The sequence below is a fragment of the Pedobacter montanisoli genome, from assembly GCF_022809115.1.
Lineage (GTDB): Bacteria > Bacteroidota > Bacteroidia > Sphingobacteriales > Sphingobacteriaceae > Pedobacter > Pedobacter montanisoli.
The window spans coordinates 1,485,167-1,504,584 of sequence record NZ_JALGBH010000002.1; the positions used below are offsets into that span (position 1 = coordinate 1,485,167).

Here is a 19,418-nt window from a genome sequence, read left to right on the forward strand (position 1 = left end):
ATATACCTCAATGGTAGTCTTATACCGCAATCTTCTTATATTTACAAAAACTAAAGCTCACCCCTATCGGTTACATAAATATGGAAAACAGCAGAAAAAAAATCGTAATTGTTGGCGGAGGATTTGGGGGGATAGAACTGGCTAAAAAGCTTAAAAATACAAATGTAGATGTACTCATTTTAGACAAGCACAATTACCATACCTTTCAACCTCTTTTATACCAGGTAGCCACAGGCGGTTTAGAAGCAGATTCAATCGCTTTTCCTATCAGAAAAATCTTTAAGGGACAAAAGAACTTTAAATTCAGAGTAACCGAGGTTCAAAAAATAGATACTGAAAAAAACAGATTAAATACCACCATTGGCAATATTGACTATGATTACCTAGTCATAGCTACCGGCTCAACCAGCAACTTTTTTGGGCAGAGTGAAATAGAATACAATGCCATGCCCATGAAATCCATACCCGAAGCCTTAAATCTTCGCAGTATGATTTTACAAAATCTGGAGGCCGCATTAATTGCTGAAACACCAGAGCAAGAAGCTGCTTTGCTAAATTTCGTAGTAGTTGGCGGAGGCCCCACAGGAGTAGAAACTGCTGGCGCAATTGCCGAGCTTAAAAAACATGTTTTACGAAATGATTACCCTGAGCTAGATCTCAAAAAAGTAAACATTTATCTGGTAGAAGGCTCTCCTGCCCTCTTATCGGCCATGTCTGTTCAGGCACAGGAAAAATCCAGGCAGTTTCTGGAAGAAATGGGCGTTACGGTTTATACCGAAACCCGTGTACAATCTTATGATGGAAAAACATTGGTGTTGGGCGAAGGAAAACAGATTCATTCATCAACAGTAATCTGGAGTGCAGGTGTAAAAGGTGCAATTATAGAAGGCTTAAATCCCGATGCTATAGTTAGAGGCAACAGAATTAAAGTAGATGTAACCAATAAGGTAGAAGGCTATGAAAATATTTTTGCCATTGGCGACGTAGCCGCAATGATTACTGACCAAACCCCTAACGGACATCCCGGCGTAGCTCCTGCCGCCATACAGCAGGGCAAACAACTGGCTCAAAATCTTTTAGCGATATTGGAAAATAAACCAACTAAAGCATTTGAATATTTTGACAAAGGCTCTATGGCAACGGTTGGCCGTAACCGTGCAGTAGTAGACATTAAGAAAGTACGTTTTCAAGGTGTATTTGCATGGTTTGCATGGATGTTTGTGCATTTGATGACCCTTGTGGGTTTCAGAAACAAGCTTGTAGTCTTTGTAAACTGGGTTTGGAGTTATTTTAGCTACGACAGGGGCACACGCTTAATTATACGTCCGTATAAAAAGAAAAATTTAGAAAACACTTCGAATGATATATAAAGAACTCTCAGCACGCAAAACCATTGCTTTAGTTGCGCATGATCATAAAAAGGATGATTTATTACGGTGGGTAGATAAGCACCGAGACCTGTTAAAAGATCATGACCTGATCGCTACCGGAACTACTGGAAAACTGGTTGAGCAGAGTTTAAATTTACCTGTACAGAAATTACTTAGCGGCCCATTAGGCGGCGATCAGCAAATTGGGGCACTCATTGCCGAAAGTAAAATAGACGTTTTGATTTTCTTTTGGGACCCTATGGAAGCGCAGCCACATGATCCTGATGTAAAAGCCTTGTTAAGAGTAGGTATTGTCTGGAATATACCTATGGCCTGCGATGTGGCTACTGCCGATTTCATTATGTCATCGCCATTTATGCAAAATACCTATAAAGCAGAACTTACAGATTATGACGCCTATAAAAACAGAAAATTATAATTCTATTAAGCTAATTGAATGCCCTCGTGATGCTATGCAGGGTTTACATAACTGGGTACCTACGCAAACCAAGGCCGAGTACATCAACCTGTTGTTAAAAGCAGGGTTTGATACTTTAGATTTCGGAAGTTTCGTTTCTCCCAAAGCCATTCCGCAAATGCGTGATACCAGAGAAGTTTTGGAGCTTCTTGATTTAGACAACACACAAACAAAATTACTGGCTATTGTAGCGAATTTAAGAGGTGTTGAAGATGCGGTACAACATCCTGAAATTAGTTATTTAGGCTTTCCTTTTTCCATATCAGAAACTTTTCAGCAACGCAACACCAACAGTAGCATAACGCAGTCTCTCGTTACGGTAGAAGAAATGCTTAACCTTTGCCATAAGCACCATAAAACAGCTGTGGTATATTTATCAATGGGTTTCGGTAATCCTTACGGCGATGAGTGGAATATTGAGATTGTAGAAAAATGGACTGATATCCTTGTCAGCAAAGGTGCGCAGATTCTTTCACTGGCCGATACAGTTGGCGTATCTACCCCTGAAAAAATAACACATATTTTACCTCCTCTGATCAAAAGATTTGATCGTACAGAAATAGGTGTTCATTTGCACAGTACACCGCAAACGCGGATAGAAAAAATTAACGCAGCCTATATGGCGGGCTGTAAGCGTTTTGACAGTGCATTAAAAGGATACGGCGGTTGTCCTATGGCTAAGGATGATCTTACCGGCAATATTGCAACCGAAGATGTAATCTATTATCTGGAAGAAAAAAAAGAAGTACTCCAACTTGATCATGTGTACTTATCTAAAGCCATAGCTTTTACCGGACAGATATTTATGTAGCTTTACAGCAGTTTCAGGTATTTAAGTGCTTTGTAAACCCCATCTTCATCAGCAGAGTGAGTTACATAATTGGCAGCTTGCTTAACATCTGTACTGGCTGTTCCCATTGCAACACCAAAACCACAACCTGCAAGCATGGGCTTATCATTTCCTCCATCGCCAAAAGCTAGGGTCTTGCTAAGATCTATGCCAAAACGTTCGGCCATTTTAGCAACTCCAGCCATTTTGTTTAAACCTTTGGGATTAATATCTGCAAAATAAGGCATCCATCTTGAGCTTTCTACATTACGCATTACCGTATTTACCACAAAATGCTCTTTATCCTCATCAACAAAAATATTAAGCTGTGTAATATCATCTGTACGCAATAACGAAGGATCAGCAATTTCCGGAACAGGAATATTTAAAAAATTAAAAGCCTGTTCTGCATAATCATTTACATGGTTAATAGAAAAATGCCCTAGTTTCATAATAGAAAAAGCCAATTTTTCCTGTACTGAATACTCAATAAGCTGCTTTACATCCCATTCATCAATATAAGAAATATGAAAAATATCGCGTTTATCATCAGCACAGATTACGCCATTATTAAAGATATAGCCATCAAATTCCAGTTCCTGTAAAGCTGGAAAACCATCCAGACTACGTCCTGTAGCTATAAATATTTTAATGCCTTTCTTTTTTAAAGCATGTAATGAACGCATCGTAGATGAACTGATCTGATGTGTATCAAAGCCTTGTAAAGTTCCGTCAAAATCAAAAAAAACTGCTTCAGTCTGATGTAGAGGTTCATGCATGTTAAGGGTAAAAATACACAATGTGATTGCAAATAGCTAACATCTGAACAGATTAAAAACAGAGAAGTCCAAATCTTATCAAGGAGATAACAGTATCTGTGCTTCTCTGTAAACAGGCGTCCAAACTTAAAAATAATCGGTACAGTAAAACAGAGCCCTTAATTTTAAAAAAAATTAAATATCCGGAACAGAGATATAAGTACTCTGATATACTTTTAATTAATAATGTGATTTTTTAAGAAGAGGCATCTTTTTCAGTTGATCTGAATTTAAAGATAAGTGCCTGGAATTTATATAGCGTTAAAGATAAAAGCGAAAATTACGGGTTCTGCAGGTATTATTTATAAGTATCTATAATATACTGGGTAGCGGGCTTTAAAACTTCTTCGGGGTGTACAGGATGTCTACCTTTTGCTGTAAAAAACTCAACCTCATCATTTATTTTTGAGTACCAGACCTTACCTATAGAATAATTGGTAAGCGTATCTGTAACTGTAATCTTTTTAAAATGAACCATTTTTTGTGGATCCATAGCAATCATTTTTACACCTTCAATGCGTTCATTACACAGTATCGGCTTATAACGATCTGTTTCCCAATACATACATTGCTGGCCCTCATTAACATGAACATAAAAACCACCTACCACAACTGAAGTTAACGAACACAATGACATGGAGCCGGCCATCTTAAATTTCCTGATCTTTCTTTTGATCCATTCTTTGTCATAAACTTCATCTCCAAAATCATCCTCTTCTTCGCCAAATCTTTCCCTCAATGCTTCTGCATGCTTATTTGCCCGTTTTTCATTCAGGCGATTTCGCCAGAACGCATAAGGTCTGGGTTTAAAATCTATGAGCCAAGCCAGCAATTCCACATTCTTCTCATCAGGATTATAGGTTTTACCCTTAATAAAGTTGATCAGAGGCCTGAACTTGTCAATGTCAACGTGAGCAATAATGCTTTCATAATCTTTAGCCTCACCTTTAGCACCAAAAAATAACCTTAAGGTATCATCATCTTTTTGGTCACTCCTTTCATTAATTACAATAAGACATTCTTCTCTCATTTTAGCGGCAGAAGGTTTAATTAAATTAAGTGAAAGCTTCTGTTCATACTGCCTTCTCTCGTAGGCCAGTTTTACCTGTTTTTTATACTTCTCAAACATCATAATTTAGAATTTTAATGTAAAATTAAACGGTTTTCCTGAATACTTCCGGCATTTCCTGAATCTCTGTTGAATTACAGGAATTCATTGATAACAAACATTTTAAGCCCATAAATTTGTTTCGTAAATCGGTTTAAGCGTCTATTAGCTACAGACGCAAGTGCACTAAAAACCGATTTTAAGAAAGAGAAAAAATGGCGTTGGTAAATGGTTTGGGAAGATATTTATAAGCTCCGTTTTTTCTCCACTACCCTTCCCTTATAAAAAATATAAGAAGCGCTTCTTATATGAATTGTAGCACTACCTCCGATCTGTTTCGCTGGCAACTACAGGATTTATTCATTATTAAATTTTAAGAAAATGTTACAATTAATCATCGCCATTTTATTGGGATTGGCATCCCCTTCATATAACGGTCAAACCGTAAACAGTACTAATGATACCACCATAACCAATTGCGGCGAAGAAGATCCGGGAAATACAAACAATACCGGAGCTGATGGAACAGGTGGTCAAACTAGTCAAACTCCTCCAAAACCATAAAAAACAATAAATTAAGGCAGGTGTTACCTGCCTTAATTTATTAAATTCAATATTATTTATTTATTTTATAAATTAGGTGATTAACAAATCACCATTGAAAAAGTTCACTATTCTCATTTTTGCCGTTGTTATTATCGGTTGTTATCAAAAGGGCAAGAAACAGGATGCGGCAAGCAATAACTTGTATTATGATAAGGCCATAGAGTATCGTGATAACCAAAATCAGGACAGCGCATTTTTGTATTTTTCTAAAGTAACCACTTATAATACTGACAGCCCATTAATAGCTAAAGCTTATGCCAATATGGCTATTATTCAATGTGATCAGGGTGATTATTTTGGAAGCGAAGAAAGTGCGATAAAGGCTATTAATTATTTTCAAAATGATAACAAATATCTACCCGGTGTATATAACAGCATCGCTATAGCAAAGAATAACCTGAAAAACTATAAAGATGCTTTATACTGGTACTCTAAAGCAGTTAGTGTTAGCACAGACAGTTTAAACATTTTGCTCTATCAGAATAATATTACGGTAGCACTTATTGACCAGAAAGATTACAAATCAGCCATTAAAATTTTACAAAAACTCCTGATTAACAACACAATCAGAAACAACAAATCTAAATTTGCACAGGTATTAGATAATCTTACTTGGGCAAAATGGTTACAAAACCCAGCTTATAATGCAAAGCCAGGCTTAATGCATTCATTAAGAATAAGAGAAAAAGAAAATGATTTATGGGGACAGAATGCAAGTTATGCTCATCTTGCTGATTATTATGAAAATCAAAATTTAGATACAGCTTTATTTTATGCCAATAAAATGTATGAAGTTTCGAAACAGATCAATAGCCCTGACGATCAGCTCCAAGCGCTTCAGAAACTCATAAAATTTAGCCCAACCCAACTTACCAAAAAATATTTTGGAATTTACCACAACTTAAACGATAGTCTTCAAACTGCCCGCAATGCAGCTAAAAACCAATTTGCTCTTATACGCTATGAAACTGAAAGACACAAAGCCGATATCTTAAAACTGCAAAAAGAAAATACAGATAAGAAATACCAGATATCTGTTTTGATTTTCAGTATACTCCTCTTATCGGTTACCGGTTTCATTTGGTATAAAAAGAGAAAACAAAGGCTGGAAATGGAAACGCAGAATACGATTAGAGAAAGTCAGTTAAAAACTTCTAAAAAAGTACATGATGTGGTAGCCAATGGTCTTTACAGGATCATGTCTAAACTCGAGAATCAGCAATCTGAAGATCATACGCTCATTGATGAAATGGAAGCCCTGTATGAAAAATCAAGAGATATTTCATACGAACAGTTAGAATATACAGATAAGAATTTTAATGAAAAGATTTCAAATCTCCTCAAATCTTTCGCCACAGAAAATACTAAGGTATTGATAGTAGGCAATACTACAGATCTGTGGAAGAAAGTTGATGCCACTATTAAATATGAGATTGAGCATATTTTACAGGAACTCATGGTTAACATGAAAAAACATAGTAAGGCCACCAATGTGGTTATACGCTTTGAAAATCATCATAATGCTGTACATATCAACTACGCAGATAACGGTATTGGCATTTCAAAGCAAACAAAATTTAAAAACGGACTCAATAATACGGGAAACCGTATTAAAAGTATTGGCGGAGTCATTAATTTTAATTTGGGAGTTGAAAAAGGCTTAAAAATTCAGCTATCATTCCCGCGATTATAAGATTTAAAATAATGTTCAGACGAATACTCATAGCAGAAGATCATGAAAGTGCAAATATCTCGGTGCAGAAAACACTGACAGATCTTGAGATAACAAACAAAGATTATGTTTATTACTGTGATGATGCTTTAACCAGAATTAAAAAGGCATTGTATGAAGATCAGCCTTTTGATCTGTTGATCACAGATATTCACTTTGAAGAAGACCATGTTAAACAGGAAATTAATGATGGCATTGAATTGATCAGAGCTGCAAAAAATGTACAACCTCAGCTTAAAGTCCTGGTATTTTCGGCAGAAAATAAAGCTGCAATTATGGATACACTTTTCAACGAACTGAATATTGACGGTTATGTTAGAAAAGCCCGTTATGATGCACAAGAATTAAGATTAGCCATAAAGACCATTTATTGCGAAAAAAGATACATCAGTACAGAAATACACCAGAACATCAAAGAGAAAAACAGTTATGAATTTACTGATTTCGATATCAAAATAATTTCTCTCTTATCAAATGGCATGTTGCAAAAAGATATTCCTGTTTATTTGCAAAGCAACAAGATTAAACCTTCAAGTTTAAGCAGCATAGAAAAGCGCCTCAACCAAATGAAAGAAGTCTTAGATCTTTCTAAAAATGAGCAACTTGTGGCTTTTTGTAAAGACATGGGCATCATCTAATTACTGAGCACCTCCTCGGGCTATCACAATTCTTCCGTTAAACCCAATTCAAAATAATTTTATAAAAAAACAATAATTACGGTTTCCCGTAAAACTGTCTTCATTATTGTGTTTAACTTTGAAGTGTTAGTAAAGGAATAAGTTTTATAACCAGAGAATTAATACTAAAAAAGCGCTCAAAGTTCAACTAATTTTTCATCTACCTAATTATTTGAACTGATTAAAAAGCCCAACCCGATAATCGGGTTGGGCTTTTACATTATAATAAGTTTAGAAGTGTTTGACCATTTTATAATGTTTAATCCCCGCTTCTTCAAATTCTTCACCCTCGGCCTCGAAACCAAATTTAGCATACAACCCCACTGCATTTACCTGCGAATTCAAATAAACATAATGAGCATCAGCGGGTAGATCAGCTAAAACAGTCGATACCAAAGCTGCACCAATCCCCTTACCTCTGAATTCTTTAAGCACGGCAAACCGTTCTAATTTATAGCCCAGATCTGTTTTACGCCATCTGCATGCAGCACATGGTTGCTGATCTGATAAGGCCAGAAAATGAATAGATTCTTCTTCATTTGCGTACTCAATTTCAGGCGGACAATTTTGTTCATCAACAAAAACTGTTCTACGTATGGCAAACACTTTTTCTAAATCTTCTTTGGTGGTGGCCTTTACAACCCTTACGGTTCCCATATATTTAAAATCTGTATTTAAATGAATAAAAAAGGCACAATTGAATTCAATTGTGCCTGTATATTAAAAGTATCTTGCTTAAAGTTTATCGTTAACGTTAACGCAGTTTAAGTCTTCAAAAGCTACCATTAAACGGTTAACAAATGATTCTTCAGCTTTGCGTAGCCACACACGTGGATCATAATATTTTTTATTCGGTTTATCCTCACCTTCAGGATTACCGATCTGTCCTTGTAAATAAGCTTCGTTTTTACCATAATAACCTAAAACACCATCCCAGAAGGCCCATTGTAAATCGGTATCAATGTTCATTTTAATAGCTCCATAAGAAATAGCTTCTCTGATTTCTTCCTGAGATGAACCTGAACCACCATGGAATACAAAATTAATCGGTTTTGCAGCCGACAAATTAAATTTCTGTTTAATATGATCTTGCGAGTTCTTTAAAATAACAGGCTGTAATTTCACATTACCTGGTTTATATACACCATGAACATTACCAAAAGCTGCTGCAATGGTAAATCTATCGCTTACTTTACTTAATTCTTCATAAGCATAAGCTACTTCGCCTGGTTGGGTATATAATTTAGAGCTGTCCACATCACTGTTATCCACTCCGTCTTCCTCACCTCCTGTTACGCCAAGCTCAATCTCAATAGTCATACCCATTTTGCTCATGCGCTCAAGATATTTTTTACTGATCTCCAGGTTTTCCTCAATAGGTTCTTCAGAAAGATCTAGCATGTGTGATGAGAATAAAGGTTTTCCGGTTTCAGCAAAAAACTTTTCACCATAGTCTAAAAGTCCGTCTATCCATGGCAATAACTTTTTAGCTGCGTGATCTGTATGCAAAATAACCGCAACGCCATAATGTTCGGCCAATAAATGCACATGTTTTGCAGCCGATACGGCACCCAATACACAGGCCTGTAAATTATCGTTGTTTAATGATTTACCTGCATAAAACTGAGCTCCACCGTTTGATAATTGTATCATAACAGGCGAATTCACTTTCTTTGCTGCTTCCATAACAGCATTTATAGTATTGGTTCCGGTAACATTTACAGCTGGTAATGCAAACTGATGTTGTTTAGCTATCTCGAATAATTCCTTTACAGCAGCGCCATAAATTACGCCTTTATAACCTTTTAAACTCATTTTTATTTTAGATTTATATGTTTCGAAGTTAAAAAATTAATCTCACATTCAATAATATTAGACCATTTAAACGATTAGATATTGTACAATATACACTAAGATGGCGTTAAAACTATTATTGTGTTAATTTTTTTTTTTGTTTCTTTGTAGTCTCATTTTTTTAAAATAACATGTCCTGGTTTAGAAGAGAGAAAAAGGGTATAAGCACGAGCACCCAAGAAAAAAAAGAAGCGCCTGATGGTTTGTGGAATAAATGCCCGAGCTGTAAAAAAGCGCTGCATACAACCGATTTAGAAGAAAACAAATGGGTTTGCATGTATTGCAATTACCATTTAAGAATAGGATCTAAAGAATATTTCAATGTGTTATTTGATAACAATCAATTTACTGAAATATTTCCCAATTTAACTTCGGGCGATCCCCTGCATTTTATAGATAGCAAACCTTATACTTCACGTTTAGCAGAAACTACCCAAAAAACAGGGCTTAAAGATGCTATCCGTGCTGCACATGGGAAAATAAATGGCGAAGATATCATGATTGCCTGTATGGACTTTAACTTTATTGGGGGGTCTATGGGTTCTGTGGTTGGCGAAAAAATTGCCCGTTCTATAGATTACAGTTTAAAGCACAAAGTTCCATTCCTGATGATTTCAAAGTCAGGAGGGGCACGTATGATGGAAGCTGCATTTTCATTAATGCAGATGGCCAAAACATCAGCTAAACTGGCTTTATTAAGCGAAGCCAAAATACCTTATATTTCTTTACTTACCGATCCTACAACAGGTGGAGTAACGGCTTCTTATGCTATGCTGGGTGATATCAATATTGCAGAACCAGGTGCATTAATTGGCTTTGCCGGACCTCGTGTAATTAAAGAAACTATTAAAAAAGATCTTCCTAAAGGTTTCCAAACTTCAGAATTTGTATTGGAACATGGTTTCCTTGATTTTATTGTTGACAGGAGAGAAATGAAAGATAAAATTGCAGACTTCCTGAAAATGATGAAAAACTAATTCCAATCCTATTAAATTTAAAAAAAGCAGGCTCACATTTTTTTGAATGTAAGCCTGCTTTTTCTTTATGCACCACATTGGGTTAAGGTCAGTATTAAAAAATCCATATCTTTAACCAAAACCAATGCAAAAATGAAACGTTTATTTACATTAAGTTTAGCCTTTTTGGCTTTAAGTAGCTTTATTTATCCTGAAAACAAGTCTAAAAAAACCGTGATTGTATGGCAGCCTTCTCACCAAACAGACACAGGTAAAGACTTTAGCGAAGCTTTAACCTGTAATGCCATTGCAGAAGCGGCCATGAAACAAAAACCTAAGCTCAATGAGCACAAAGTGTGGAGTTTAAACCAACCTAACCTGCATCATGCCAATGTGGGCAGTAATACGGTGGTAGAGCATACTTCGGCAGTAATAGATGGTAAATTATCAGGTTACGCTTATGAAATTAATAAGGCCAATGAACTAAATGCTGATGTTTTTATTGCATTGCACAATAATGGTGGCACCAATCAGCATGCTATATGGGGTTTTATACATGAGGGCGACTCTTATGAAGCCGAAAACAAGGAATTGGCCTCAAGACTGGTAAATGCTGTATCAAAAGCAACCGGCTTAATTAATAAAGGTGTATTATTTGACAGCTGGACCGGACGTAACGATTATGTCTGTAAAAACACAGGCAAAAAAGCGTTTTACAGTTTAGATGAAAATGTAAATAAAGCCAAATACAGGGTATTATTAGAAATCGGTGATATGGGTATCAGTAAAACCTTTTTAGAGTATCCTGAAAATCAAAAGAAAATAGGCCAGACTATAAAAATAGAATTGGCTAAGTGGCTGGAAGAAAAAGGATTTAAATAGTTTAAATACCGTCATACTAAACTTTCCGATTGAATTCGGAACAAGTCGTTTCAGTATTCCTAACAATATGAACTCAAAACGAATTCTGATATAATTGCCCATAGCTTTTAGCCCTGATACAAGTCAGCATTCATCTTGAGTTTCAATACATCCTTAGTTTTTAAGGCTTGCCATATCAATTACAAAGCGATAACGCACATCGCTTTTCAGCATACGTTCATAAGCTTCATTGATATCCTGCATTTTAATCAGTTCAATTTCAGAAACAATTCCTTTTTCCCCACAAAAGTCCAATAATTCCTGTGTTTCTGCTATGCCACCTATTACCGAACCGGCAACAGATTTTCTCCCCATAATCATAGGCACAGAATTTAAAATAGGTTCCAGACCACCTAAATAACCCACAAGCACTATAGTTCCATTTATATTCAACGTAGTTACATAAGGATTAACATCGTGTACATAAGGTACTGTATCAATAATAAGATCAAATTTCCCTTTCACGGCCTGCATTTGTACCTCATCTGTAGAAATAACCACATGATCTGCACCTAGCGCTTTTGCATCCTCGGTTTTACCGGGAGTTCTCGAAAACAAGGTAACTTCTGCACCTAATCCCTTAGCCAATTTTATAGCCATGTGTCCTAAACCACCCAGACCTATTACTGCTACCTTAGAATTTGGGCCTACTTTCCAATGGCGCAATGGCGACCAGGTGGTAATGCCTGCACAAAGTAACGGTGCAACTGCTGCCAAGTCTAAATTTTTAGGCACTTTTAATACAAAATGCTCATCTACAACCACTTTTTCGGCATATCCTCCAAAAGTGTGTGTACCCAGATGTTTATCTTTTCCGTTGTAAGTTCCTGTAAACCCATTTAAACAATATTGTTCCAAATCCTGTTTACAACTATCACAGGTACGACAACTATCTACCAGACATCCTACGGCGGCAAGATCACCCGCTTTAAACTTGCTTACCTCTGCTCCTACCCGGGTTACTTTACCTACAATTTCATGTCCCGGAACAGAGGGATATTTTGTTCCTCCCCAATCATTTCTTGCTGTATGCAGATCTGAATGACAAACCCCACAATACAGAATTTCTATTTCAACATCTGTAGGTGTGATTTCCCTGCGTTCAATTTTCAGCTCTTTTAAGTCAGCATCAGCCGCTTCAGTTCCAAAAGCTTTTACGGTATATGTATTCATTTTCTTTGATTTTATGGTATTTAAACGTATAACACAACGTTTATGTTTACATTTTTAATTTCAATCCTATGGTTTGCATGGCATCTACAGATGATGCTGTAAATTGCAATTTATATCTTTTTGCTCTACCAGCCATATTATTCTCTTTTTTAACTATTCTTTCTCCGGCTATATTTTTTCCAATTACATAACCTAACAACAGAGCAATAGGATAATCTGAACCCCAATGCACTTTACTCTGCATCATTTCAAAGCATAAAACACCCAATAAACTGTAACCAACTGGTTTAATCCAAACTTTTTCAGGATAATTCTCTGCAATGATCACCAAAGCAGACATGGCTGTGGTTAAATGCCCCGAAGGCATGGCATCATATTTAGAGGTATGGTGATGGTATTCTTTAAAGCTTGGTGCAAAATGCCATCTACTATGCGTTCTTCCATCACCTGCAGTCACAAAAGGACTTTCTCTCCCACTAAGCCTTTTGAAAGGCTGTACAAATAAGCCTGTTACGACTAAACTTTCTATCAATTGCAGAGATGTACTTAAAGAACGATAATCGTTTTGAATAAGACCATAAGTCGCAAGTCCGCCGCTGATTAAAAATACGGTGGTGCCATTTCCCAAAAAATAAAATGCAGAATTTACATTACCTGGGATGATCTTTAAAAATCCCAGATTTTTATAATAATGGTCTTCTGACAAACCTAGGCTTTCACCAAGATTACGGCTTTCTTTAATGAGCCAGGGGTCTGCCGGTACCATCGCCGCAGTAGCACCCAACGCTGCTAAAGAATAAGGATAATATGATTTTGATACCAGATCTAAGGCGCTATTGATAAAGTTTTTAGGGATGTTATTAACCGCATCTGATAATTTGGGTCTTTGGTATATCAAAACCCTGTTATCTGTTATCTGATAATACTGTTTACGCTTTTCAGAAATCAGGATGCTATCACTTGTTAAATTTAAACTGTCTATTGTTTTCGCAAAACCAAAGCTACCCCACAATAAAAGGATAGTCAATAAAAGTGTTTTTTTCATCTACCCTATAAAACTAACAAAAAAACATTTCCGTAACTCATAAAACAGTTGAAACAGGAATTAAAATATAATTAAATTTTTACCCGCTTGCGTGGGCTTATAATGCAACATTTCTATTATTAAAAAGCTTATCCATTTCTTTATTGCTATTTTAGTTCCTTTGTTTTTATCTAATTATCCTAAACATGATTAAAAAATTTTTACCTGCTTTTTTTCTGTTTACATCTTCCTTCGCTTTTGCACAGGATAAGTTTGTAGAAAATGTTGTTAAAGAGGCCAGCCAAAATTCACAGCTTGAAAAATTAGCTCACGAATTGATGGATGTGGTTGGACCACGTTTAGTGGGAAGTCCTCAAATGAAACAATCTAATGATTGGGTCGTAAAAAAATACGGAGAGTGGAATATATCTGCAAAAAATGAAAAATGGGGCGAATGGCGTGGCTGGGAACGCGGTGTTACCCACGTAGATTTAATAAGCCCTCGTTTAAGAACTCTTGAAGCCACTCAATTGGCATGGAGTCCATCTACAAATGGAAAAGCCATTAAAGCCGAAGCCATTATTTTACCTGAAGTTATTACAGATTCTATATCATTTCAAAAATGGTTACCAAATGTAAAAGGTAAAGTGGTTTTAATTTCACATAATCAAATTTCTGGTCGCCCTGATGATAACTGGGAGAAGTTTGCTACCAAAGATCTTTTTGAAAAATATAAAAAAGAAAAAGCTGATGCAGCCAGAAGTTTTAGCCAGAACTTAGCTAAAACAGGTTTAAATGCAAAAGCATTAGCTCTTGCGTTAGAAAATGCAGGAGCAGCAGCTATTGTAATCAACAACTGGTCGCAAGGTTTTGGTGTAGATAAAGTTTTTGGCGCAAACACCAAAAAAATACCTACAGTTAACTTCTCTGTAGAAGATTACGGATTGGTTTATCGTTTAGCTAAATTCGGTTCTAAACCAGTGGTTAATATCGTATCTGAATCTAAAGAAAACGGTGTAGTACCAACTTTCAATACCATTGCAGAAATCAAAGGAAAAGAAAAACCAAATGAGTATGTAATGTTATCTGCTCACTTAGATTCATGGGATGCCGCAAGTGGAGCTACCGATAACGGATCAGGAACCATTTTAATGATGGAAACCATGCGTATCCTGAAAAAATTCTATCCTAATCCTAAAAGAACCATTTTAGTTGGTCACTGGGGCAGCGAAGAACAAGGATTAAACGGTTCTCGTGCTTTTGTGGAAGACAATCCTAAAATAATTGACAACCTGCAAGCGTTATTTAACCAGGATAACGGAACCGGACGTGTAGTAAACATCTCTGGACAGGGTTTTGCCAAAGCTAAGGACTATATCACTAAATGGTTAGAAAAAGTACCTGATACCATTAAGAACCAGATCAAAACCAGTTTCCCTGGCATGCCAGGCGCAGGTGGTTCAGACTTTGCTTCATTTGTAGCTGTAGGAGCTCCAGGCTTTTCACTAAGCTCTACCAGCTGGGATTATGGCACCTATACCTGGCATACCAACCGCGACTCTTATGATAAATTAGTTTTTGATGAGATCAGAAATAACGTGGTTTTAGCGGCTATCTTGGTATATATGGCTTGTGAAGATCCTGAAAGAACTTCTCGTGAAAAAGCTGAGTTACCGGCTAACCCACGTACAGGGAAAGCAACTGAATGGCCTAAACAGCAAAAAGCTACACGTAAAGGCGGTATCGACTAAACCTAAAAATCGTTTTACTTAAAAAAGCTGTGGTTGGATTATCAACCACAGCTTTTTTTATTTAAGCCTTGTAAGTTTGGTGTAAGGGCTGTCTCAAAATTTGGTCGTCAGATCAGGGTCTCTTTGTAGAGATACAAATATGCTTCAGATTCTGAAACAACTTGTCCAGAATTCAATCGAGGAATTCAGAATGACGAATCTCAAGAATTGGAGGCAACCTCCTTTTTTATTTAAACCCTTGTAAGCTCAGTATAAGCGGCTGTCAAACTTCTTTGTATGCCGTCTCCACTCCATTCTGATACACCAGGAATCTGCGTAGTTTTTAAGATCTCTTCTTTTGATTTTCCCGCTTTAATTTCTTTGGAAACAAAGCTTAACAAAGATTGCAGGTAATGTTGAAAAGCTTTTACATCATCTTTATTACCTGTTATTTTATAAGGCTCTAAACTATGACCAAATATAAAAATGGTGTCTTTATCAAATTTCTTCTGTATCTGCTCCAATACCACGATCCAGTTTCCAATGTTTGCGCCATTTTCGAGATCTATATATGGATATCTGCGGTTAAAGACCAAATCTCCCGTATGAACAATATTGGCATTTTCAAAATGGTAAATCACATCACCATTCGTATGACCTGCACCAAAATAATGTCCTGAAATTTTTTCTTTCCCTAATTTAACATTCCAGTCTTTCTCAAATGTAGTATCAGGTAACAATTGATTCGAAAGATTATTTGCTTTTTCAGCAGCCTTCCTCTGGTTTTCCAAAGAATTTTTATGAGCTACTACATGTTCTGTCAGACCTTTAAAAGCAATATTACCGGCTGTATGATCGCCATGATGATGTGTGTTCAGCAAAAACTTAAAAGGCTTGTCTCCGAGTTTCTTGAGTTCGGCTATAACATGAGGTGCAGAATTCGGAAATTGCGCATCTATAACCAGAAAACCATCCGGACTGTTAAACCAGCCAATAGTACCACCCTGTTCTGTAAAAAAACCAATATTGTTACGCAGGGTTTCAAATTTAAAGTTTTGAAAGTTGCCCCTGCCTGCAAATGCATCTGATTTAAAGAGCGCCAGAGCAAGTGCCGATAAAGTAGATTGCTGTATAAAATTTCTTCTGTTCATAACATTACACGCTAAACTGATATTAAATTTAGCATTTTATTTTGCCTTTATCAATTTCTATAAAAACAAAAAAGCCGCTTAATAAGCGGCTTACATGTACTGAAATATATTTTAATTAGCAGATTTAGCTGCAGCTTTTGTAGCGTCTAAAGATATCGCAGATTTATCAAATCTGATTTTAGTTCCACCTTCTACTTCAATTAAGAAAGTAGTGTCATTAGATCCTACGATCTTTCCGTGAATACCAGCAGTGGTAATGATCTTATCACCTATTTTAAGGTCTTCTACAAGCTTTTTATGTTCTTTAGCTTTTTTCATTTGTGGTCTTATCATAAAGAAATAAAAAACGACCATAATTAATACCATAGGAAGTATGGTATTAAATAATTGATTTCCTCCTGCCTGTAAGATTACTGTTAATAACATATAAATTGTGTTTTAAATTGATTCTACTTATTTTCTACTATTTCACCTACTAAATGCAATTCCTCAAAAACCGGCTGGGCATTTGAAGTAATGGTTACCACTTTGTCCTGTTTACCCATTTTTCCATGGCTATCAAAAATAACTTTAATTACAGCCTCTTCTCCTGGTTTAACGGGATCTTTGGGATATTCTGGTACGGTACAGCCACAGGTTGCATTTGCGCTTGATATAATCAGCGGGGTTTTACCTGTATTTTTGAACTTGAAGTCATAATGCACTTTTTCACCTTGTTTAATGGTACCAAAATCATAGATCGCTTTTTCTACAGTAACTTTTGGTGCATCTTCAAATGATACTTCTGCAACCTGCTGTTCATTACCTGAACCTGCGGTAGTTTTCCCGTTATTTTTACAAGCCATTAAGCTGATGGCAATAAAAACTCCTGTTATAACTTTTTTCATTTGCAAATTATTCGTCTATCAGGCCTCTTCCAACCTTTTTAATGCTGTTGTTCTTCTTCAGGTCATTTAAAATTTTGTCTAATATACCATTAATAAAAGTATTACTTTTCGGTGTACTGTAATCTTTTGATAAATCTAAGTATTCGTTAATGGTAACCTTAACCGGTATAGAAGGAAAATTCATCAGTTCGCAAATGGCCATTTTCATTAAAATAGTATCCATTAAGGCAATACGCTCAGATTCCCAGTTCTTGGTACGCTCGGCAATCAGTTCCTGGTATTTATCTTCATTTTTCAGCGTATAAGCAAAAAGATCTTTTACAAATCTGCTATCCTCTGTCCAATCTGCACTTATAGGTGTAAGTTTATTCTCAAAAGGGTCATCAGAAACAAAGTTTTTAATCGTTTTAGCCACCATGCCCTGCATCACTTCTCTGTCAACAGGCCAATTGATAAAATTATCTTCAAATGCCTGAATTACATTGGCATTTTTCAACAGCATTTTTCTAAAAATGAATTTGATGATTTCTTTAGAGCTCTCTAAAGTTTCCTCAAAATCTTCGGCTAAATAAGATTGATATTCTTTAGATTCTTTAAGTTTATTAAAAACTGCTTTGATCAGTTCGGGATCTGAGAACCAGTTAATTCCATATTTCTTAACCAAAGCCACATACTCAGGATTTTGCTTTAAAACATTAGCAAATTTGTTATGTAAAAGTTTTTGGTTAGGGTTTAGATCTTCATGTGTAGGTAAATGCTTGTTAGCTCTTTCGGCAGCGTCATGAGCAGTATATTCTGTAATATCTACAATTAAAGCAAGCATAGAAATGTACATTTCATATACATCATCAATACTTTGCATCAATAGCTTCTGACTGCTAACTACATCTTTTTTTTCTGTGGTGTACCAGGCAAAAATATTTTGCATGGCTTTAATTCTTAAGTGCCTTCTGTTTAGCATAAATAAATGTAAGAACGATTTTTTTTATTATTTAATTGTGTGTTTTTATGTTTTAATATGAAGATTTAATTTTTTTGATATCGCTAATTCTCTTTTCGGCGATATGTGCCGCAGCACTGTTTGTAGGAATGTTTTCTTGTTTTGAAAGCTTGATGACTTCTCTTGTAGCGTCGTAGATATTTTCTGTTAACTGCATGGTACGTTTTTTCCCAAAGCCTGTAAGTTCAGAATAGCAACTAATCAAACCGCCTGCATTGATCAGATAATCAGGAGCGTATAAAATTCCTTTATCTAAAAGCATTTGCCCATGTACCTGCTCATCTGCCAACTGGTTATTTGCAGAACCTGCAATAATGGCAAATTTCATGCTCTTAATGGTTTTATCGTTTACCGTTGCCCCTAAAGCACATGGCGCATAAATATCGGCTCCTATAGTAAATATCTTATCCGCTTCTATAGGTTTTGCTTTATATTTTCGAGCGATCATTTGAAGACGTTCTTCATTAATGTCGCTTACGTAAACTTCAACGTTTTCCTGTCTTAAAAGTTCTACTAGGTTCTCGCCTACATTTCCGGTCCCCTGTACCACTACCGATTTTCCGGCCAACATATCTGTACCAAAAACTTCTTTAACACAGGCTTTTATACCTAAAAAAACACCTTTTGCCGTAAATGGCGCCGGATTACCCGCTCCACCTATAGATTCAGGAACCCCGGTTACAAACTCTGTTTCCATCCGTATAAATTCCATATCGCGGGTGGTGGTTCCCATATCCTCGGCAGTAATAAACTCACCGTTAAGATTTTTGATAAATCTGCCGAAACTACGCATCAGCGCTTCGGTCTTCATCTTACGCGGATCGCCAATAATCACAGCCTTACCTCCTCCAAGGTTTAGCCCGGTAATTGCAGATTTGTAGGTCATGCCTTTTGAAAGGCGCAATACATCTTCAAGCGCTTCAGCTTCCGAAACATAATTCCACATACGGGTACCTCCCAAAGCGGGCCCTAAAGTAGTATCATGAATGGCAATAATGGCTTTTAAACCAGTATCTGGATCGTTACAAAAAACAACTTTTTTATGGCCAGAAGCGGCCAGTTGATCTAAAACTGAAGGGAAATTCGCATTATGAACAGACATAC

20 protein-coding genes are annotated in these 19,418 nt (G+C 36.3%); 9 read left to right on the forward strand and 11 right to left on the reverse strand.

Going from position 1 to position 19,418, the window contains the following annotated elements; translation table 11 throughout:
- Positions 1-80 precede the first annotated feature (80 nt).
- The 3 genes from MMF97_RS14250 to MMF97_RS14260 are packed head-to-tail and all read left to right on the forward strand — an operon-like array spanning position 81 to position 2,659.
- Complete coding sequence (locus tag MMF97_RS14250; protein ID WP_243363214.1) at positions 81-1,370, forward strand: NAD(P)/FAD-dependent oxidoreductase; 1,290 nt, start codon at positions 81-83, stop codon at positions 1,368-1,370.
- Complete coding sequence (locus tag MMF97_RS14255; RefSeq protein ID WP_243363215.1) at positions 1,360-1,809, forward strand: methylglyoxal synthase; 450 nt, start codon at positions 1,360-1,362, stop codon at positions 1,807-1,809. Before MMF97_RS14250 ends, MMF97_RS14255 begins: the two co-directional genes overlap by 11 nt.
- The gene (locus MMF97_RS14260; RefSeq protein WP_243363216.1) at positions 1,781-2,659 is read left to right on the forward strand and encodes a hydroxymethylglutaryl-CoA lyase; all 879 of its coding nucleotides are present in this window, start codon (positions 1,781-1,783) and stop codon (positions 2,657-2,659) included. Before MMF97_RS14255 ends, MMF97_RS14260 begins: the two co-directional genes overlap by 29 nt.
- A 2-nt stretch (positions 2,660-2,661) precedes the next feature.
- Here the strand turns inward: MMF97_RS14260 and MMF97_RS14265 are convergent, their stop codons facing one another.
- Both MMF97_RS14265 and MMF97_RS14270 read right to left on the reverse strand, forming a co-directional pair.
- Positions 2,662-3,456, reverse strand: a complete 795-nt coding sequence (locus MMF97_RS14265) for a Cof-type HAD-IIB family hydrolase (RefSeq protein WP_243363217.1) — start codon at positions 3,454-3,456, stop codon at positions 2,662-2,664.
- Positions 3,457-3,793: 337 nt separating this feature from the next.
- Positions 3,794-4,627, reverse strand: a complete 834-nt coding sequence (locus MMF97_RS14270) for a hypothetical protein (protein ID WP_243363218.1) — start codon at positions 4,625-4,627, stop codon at positions 3,794-3,796.
- Between the two features lie 357 nt (positions 4,628-4,984).
- On the opposite strand from MMF97_RS14270, the gene MMF97_RS14275 reads away from it, so the two are divergent.
- The 3 genes from MMF97_RS14275 to MMF97_RS14285 all read left to right on the forward strand — a co-directional run bounded on the left by MMF97_RS14275 (position 4,985) and on the right by MMF97_RS14285 (position 7,579).
- On the forward strand, positions 4,985-5,167 hold the full coding sequence (locus tag MMF97_RS14275; protein WP_243363220.1) for a hypothetical protein: 183 nt from the start codon (positions 4,985-4,987) through the stop codon (positions 5,165-5,167).
- Positions 5,168-5,261: 94 nt separating this feature from the next.
- Positions 5,262-6,902: a tetratricopeptide repeat-containing sensor histidine kinase gene (locus MMF97_RS14280; protein WP_243363221.1), complete on the forward strand. Its 1,641-nt coding sequence runs from the start codon at positions 5,262-5,264 to the stop codon at positions 6,900-6,902.
- Positions 6,903-6,913: 11 nt separating this feature from the next.
- Positions 6,914-7,579 carry a response regulator gene (locus MMF97_RS14285; RefSeq protein WP_243363223.1) on the forward strand — a complete coding sequence of 222 codons (666 nt, stop codon included), beginning with the start codon at positions 6,914-6,916 and terminating at the stop codon, positions 7,577-7,579.
- A 270-nt stretch (positions 7,580-7,849) separates the two neighbouring features.
- Here the strand turns inward: MMF97_RS14285 and MMF97_RS14290 are convergent, their stop codons facing one another.
- Together MMF97_RS14290 and fbaA are read right to left on the reverse strand one after the other, a co-directional pair.
- Positions 7,850-8,275, reverse strand: a complete 426-nt coding sequence (locus MMF97_RS14290; protein WP_243363224.1) for a GNAT family N-acetyltransferase — start codon at positions 8,273-8,275, stop codon at positions 7,850-7,852.
- Between the two features lie 78 nt (positions 8,276-8,353).
- Complete coding sequence (fbaA, locus tag MMF97_RS14295) at positions 8,354-9,433, reverse strand: class II fructose-bisphosphate aldolase (RefSeq protein WP_243363226.1); 1,080 nt, start codon at positions 9,431-9,433, stop codon at positions 8,354-8,356.
- Between the two features lie 170 nt (positions 9,434-9,603).
- Between fbaA and accD the strand changes: the two genes are divergently transcribed.
- Both accD and MMF97_RS14305 read left to right on the forward strand, forming a co-directional pair.
- Positions 9,604-10,449 carry an acetyl-CoA carboxylase, carboxyltransferase subunit beta gene (gene accD, locus MMF97_RS14300; RefSeq protein ID WP_243363228.1) on the forward strand — a complete coding sequence of 282 codons (846 nt, stop codon included), beginning with the start codon at positions 9,604-9,606 and terminating at the stop codon, positions 10,447-10,449.
- 132 nt (positions 10,450-10,581) lie between these two features.
- On the forward strand, positions 10,582-11,310 hold the full coding sequence (locus tag MMF97_RS14305) for an N-acetylmuramoyl-L-alanine amidase (RefSeq protein WP_243363230.1): 729 nt from the start codon (positions 10,582-10,584) through the stop codon (positions 11,308-11,310).
- Between the two features lie 153 nt (positions 11,311-11,463).
- Here MMF97_RS14305 and MMF97_RS14310 read toward each other — a convergent pair whose 3' ends face one another.
- Positions 11,464-12,522: an NAD(P)-dependent alcohol dehydrogenase gene (locus tag MMF97_RS14310; RefSeq protein ID WP_243363231.1), complete on the reverse strand. Its 1,059-nt coding sequence runs from the start codon at positions 12,520-12,522 to the stop codon at positions 11,464-11,466.
- A gap of 46 nt (positions 12,523-12,568) precedes the next feature.
- A complete protein-coding gene (locus MMF97_RS14315; protein WP_243363233.1) occupies positions 12,569-13,567 on the reverse strand; it encodes a phosphatase PAP2 family protein in 999 nt (332 codons plus the stop codon).
- Positions 13,568-13,752: 185 nt separating this feature from the next.
- On the opposite strand from MMF97_RS14315, the gene MMF97_RS14320 reads away from it, so the two are divergent.
- Positions 13,753-15,297: a M20/M25/M40 family metallo-hydrolase gene (locus MMF97_RS14320; protein ID WP_243363234.1), complete on the forward strand. Its 1,545-nt coding sequence runs from the start codon at positions 13,753-13,755 to the stop codon at positions 15,295-15,297.
- 230 nt (positions 15,298-15,527) lie between these two features.
- On the opposite strand, the gene MMF97_RS14325 is transcribed toward MMF97_RS14320, so the two are convergent.
- From MMF97_RS14325 to MMF97_RS14345, 5 genes are all read right to left on the reverse strand, one after another.
- Entirely contained in the window at positions 15,528-16,427 is a 900-nt protein-coding gene (locus tag MMF97_RS14325; RefSeq protein WP_243363236.1) for an MBL fold metallo-hydrolase, read from the reverse strand.
- A gap of 111 nt (positions 16,428-16,538) precedes the next feature.
- On the reverse strand, positions 16,539-16,853 hold the full coding sequence (gene yajC, locus MMF97_RS14330) for a preprotein translocase subunit YajC (RefSeq protein ID WP_243363237.1): 315 nt from the start codon (positions 16,851-16,853) through the stop codon (positions 16,539-16,541).
- 23 nt (positions 16,854-16,876) lie between these two features.
- Positions 16,877-17,314: a DUF1573 domain-containing protein gene (locus tag MMF97_RS14335; RefSeq protein WP_243363239.1), complete on the reverse strand. Its 438-nt coding sequence runs from the start codon at positions 17,312-17,314 to the stop codon at positions 16,877-16,879.
- 7 nt (positions 17,315-17,321) lie between these two features.
- Positions 17,322-18,242: a transcription antitermination factor NusB gene (gene nusB / locus MMF97_RS14340; protein ID WP_243363240.1), complete on the reverse strand. Its 921-nt coding sequence runs from the start codon at positions 18,240-18,242 to the stop codon at positions 17,322-17,324.
- Positions 18,243-18,327: 85 nt separating this feature from the next.
- Complete coding sequence (locus MMF97_RS14345) at positions 18,328-19,416, reverse strand: Glu/Leu/Phe/Val family dehydrogenase (RefSeq protein WP_243363241.1); 1,089 nt, start codon at positions 19,414-19,416, stop codon at positions 18,328-18,330.
- Positions 19,417-19,418 lie beyond the last annotated feature (2 nt).

Excerpts from the sequence above, each read along its gene's own strand:
- MMF97_RS14250 (WP_243363214.1), top strand. The coding sequence starts at position 81 with ATGGAAAACAGCAGAAAAAAAATCGTAATTGTTGGCGGAGGATTTGGG.
- MMF97_RS14255 (WP_243363215.1), top strand. The coding sequence starts at position 1,360 with ATGATATATAAAGAACTCTCAGCACGCAAAACCATTGCTTTAGTTGCG.
- MMF97_RS14260 (WP_243363216.1), top strand. The coding sequence starts at position 1,781 with ATGACGCCTATAAAAACAGAAAATTATAATTCTATTAAGCTAATTGAA.
- MMF97_RS14265 (WP_243363217.1), bottom strand. The coding sequence starts at position 3,456 with ATGCATGAACCTCTACATCAGACTGAAGCAGTTTTTTTTGATTTTGAC.
- MMF97_RS14270 (WP_243363218.1), bottom strand. The coding sequence starts at position 4,627 with ATGATGTTTGAGAAGTATAAAAAACAGGTAAAACTGGCCTACGAGAGA.
- MMF97_RS14275 (WP_243363220.1), top strand. The coding sequence starts at position 4,985 with ATGTTACAATTAATCATCGCCATTTTATTGGGATTGGCATCCCCTTCA.
- MMF97_RS14285 (WP_243363223.1), top strand. The coding sequence starts at position 6,914 with ATGTTCAGACGAATACTCATAGCAGAAGATCATGAAAGTGCAAATATC.
- MMF97_RS14290 (WP_243363224.1), bottom strand. The coding sequence starts at position 8,275 with ATGGGAACCGTAAGGGTTGTAAAGGCCACCACCAAAGAAGATTTAGAA.
- fbaA (WP_243363226.1), bottom strand. The coding sequence starts at position 9,433 with ATGAGTTTAAAAGGTTATAAAGGCGTAATTTATGGCGCTGCTGTAAAG.
- accD (WP_243363228.1), top strand. The coding sequence starts at position 9,604 with ATGTCCTGGTTTAGAAGAGAGAAAAAGGGTATAAGCACGAGCACCCAA.
- MMF97_RS14305 (WP_243363230.1), top strand. The coding sequence starts at position 10,582 with ATGAAACGTTTATTTACATTAAGTTTAGCCTTTTTGGCTTTAAGTAGC.
- MMF97_RS14310 (WP_243363231.1), bottom strand. The coding sequence starts at position 12,522 with ATGAATACATATACCGTAAAAGCTTTTGGAACTGAAGCGGCTGATGCT.
- MMF97_RS14315 (WP_243363233.1), bottom strand. The coding sequence starts at position 13,567 with ATGAAAAAAACACTTTTATTGACTATCCTTTTATTGTGGGGTAGCTTT.
- MMF97_RS14320 (WP_243363234.1), top strand. The coding sequence starts at position 13,753 with ATGATTAAAAAATTTTTACCTGCTTTTTTTCTGTTTACATCTTCCTTC.
- MMF97_RS14325 (WP_243363236.1), bottom strand. The coding sequence starts at position 16,427 with ATGAACAGAAGAAATTTTATACAGCAATCTACTTTATCGGCACTTGCT.
- yajC (WP_243363237.1), bottom strand. The coding sequence starts at position 16,853 with ATGTTATTAACAGTAATCTTACAGGCAGGAGGAAATCAATTATTTAAT.
- MMF97_RS14335 (WP_243363239.1), bottom strand. The coding sequence starts at position 17,314 with ATGAAAAAAGTTATAACAGGAGTTTTTATTGCCATCAGCTTAATGGCT.
- nusB (WP_243363240.1), bottom strand. The coding sequence starts at position 18,242 with ATGCAAAATATTTTTGCCTGGTACACCACAGAAAAAAAAGATGTAGTT.
- MMF97_RS14345 (WP_243363241.1), bottom strand. The coding sequence starts at position 19,416 with ATGTCTGTTCATAATGCGAATTTCCCTTCAGTTTTAGATCAACTGGCC.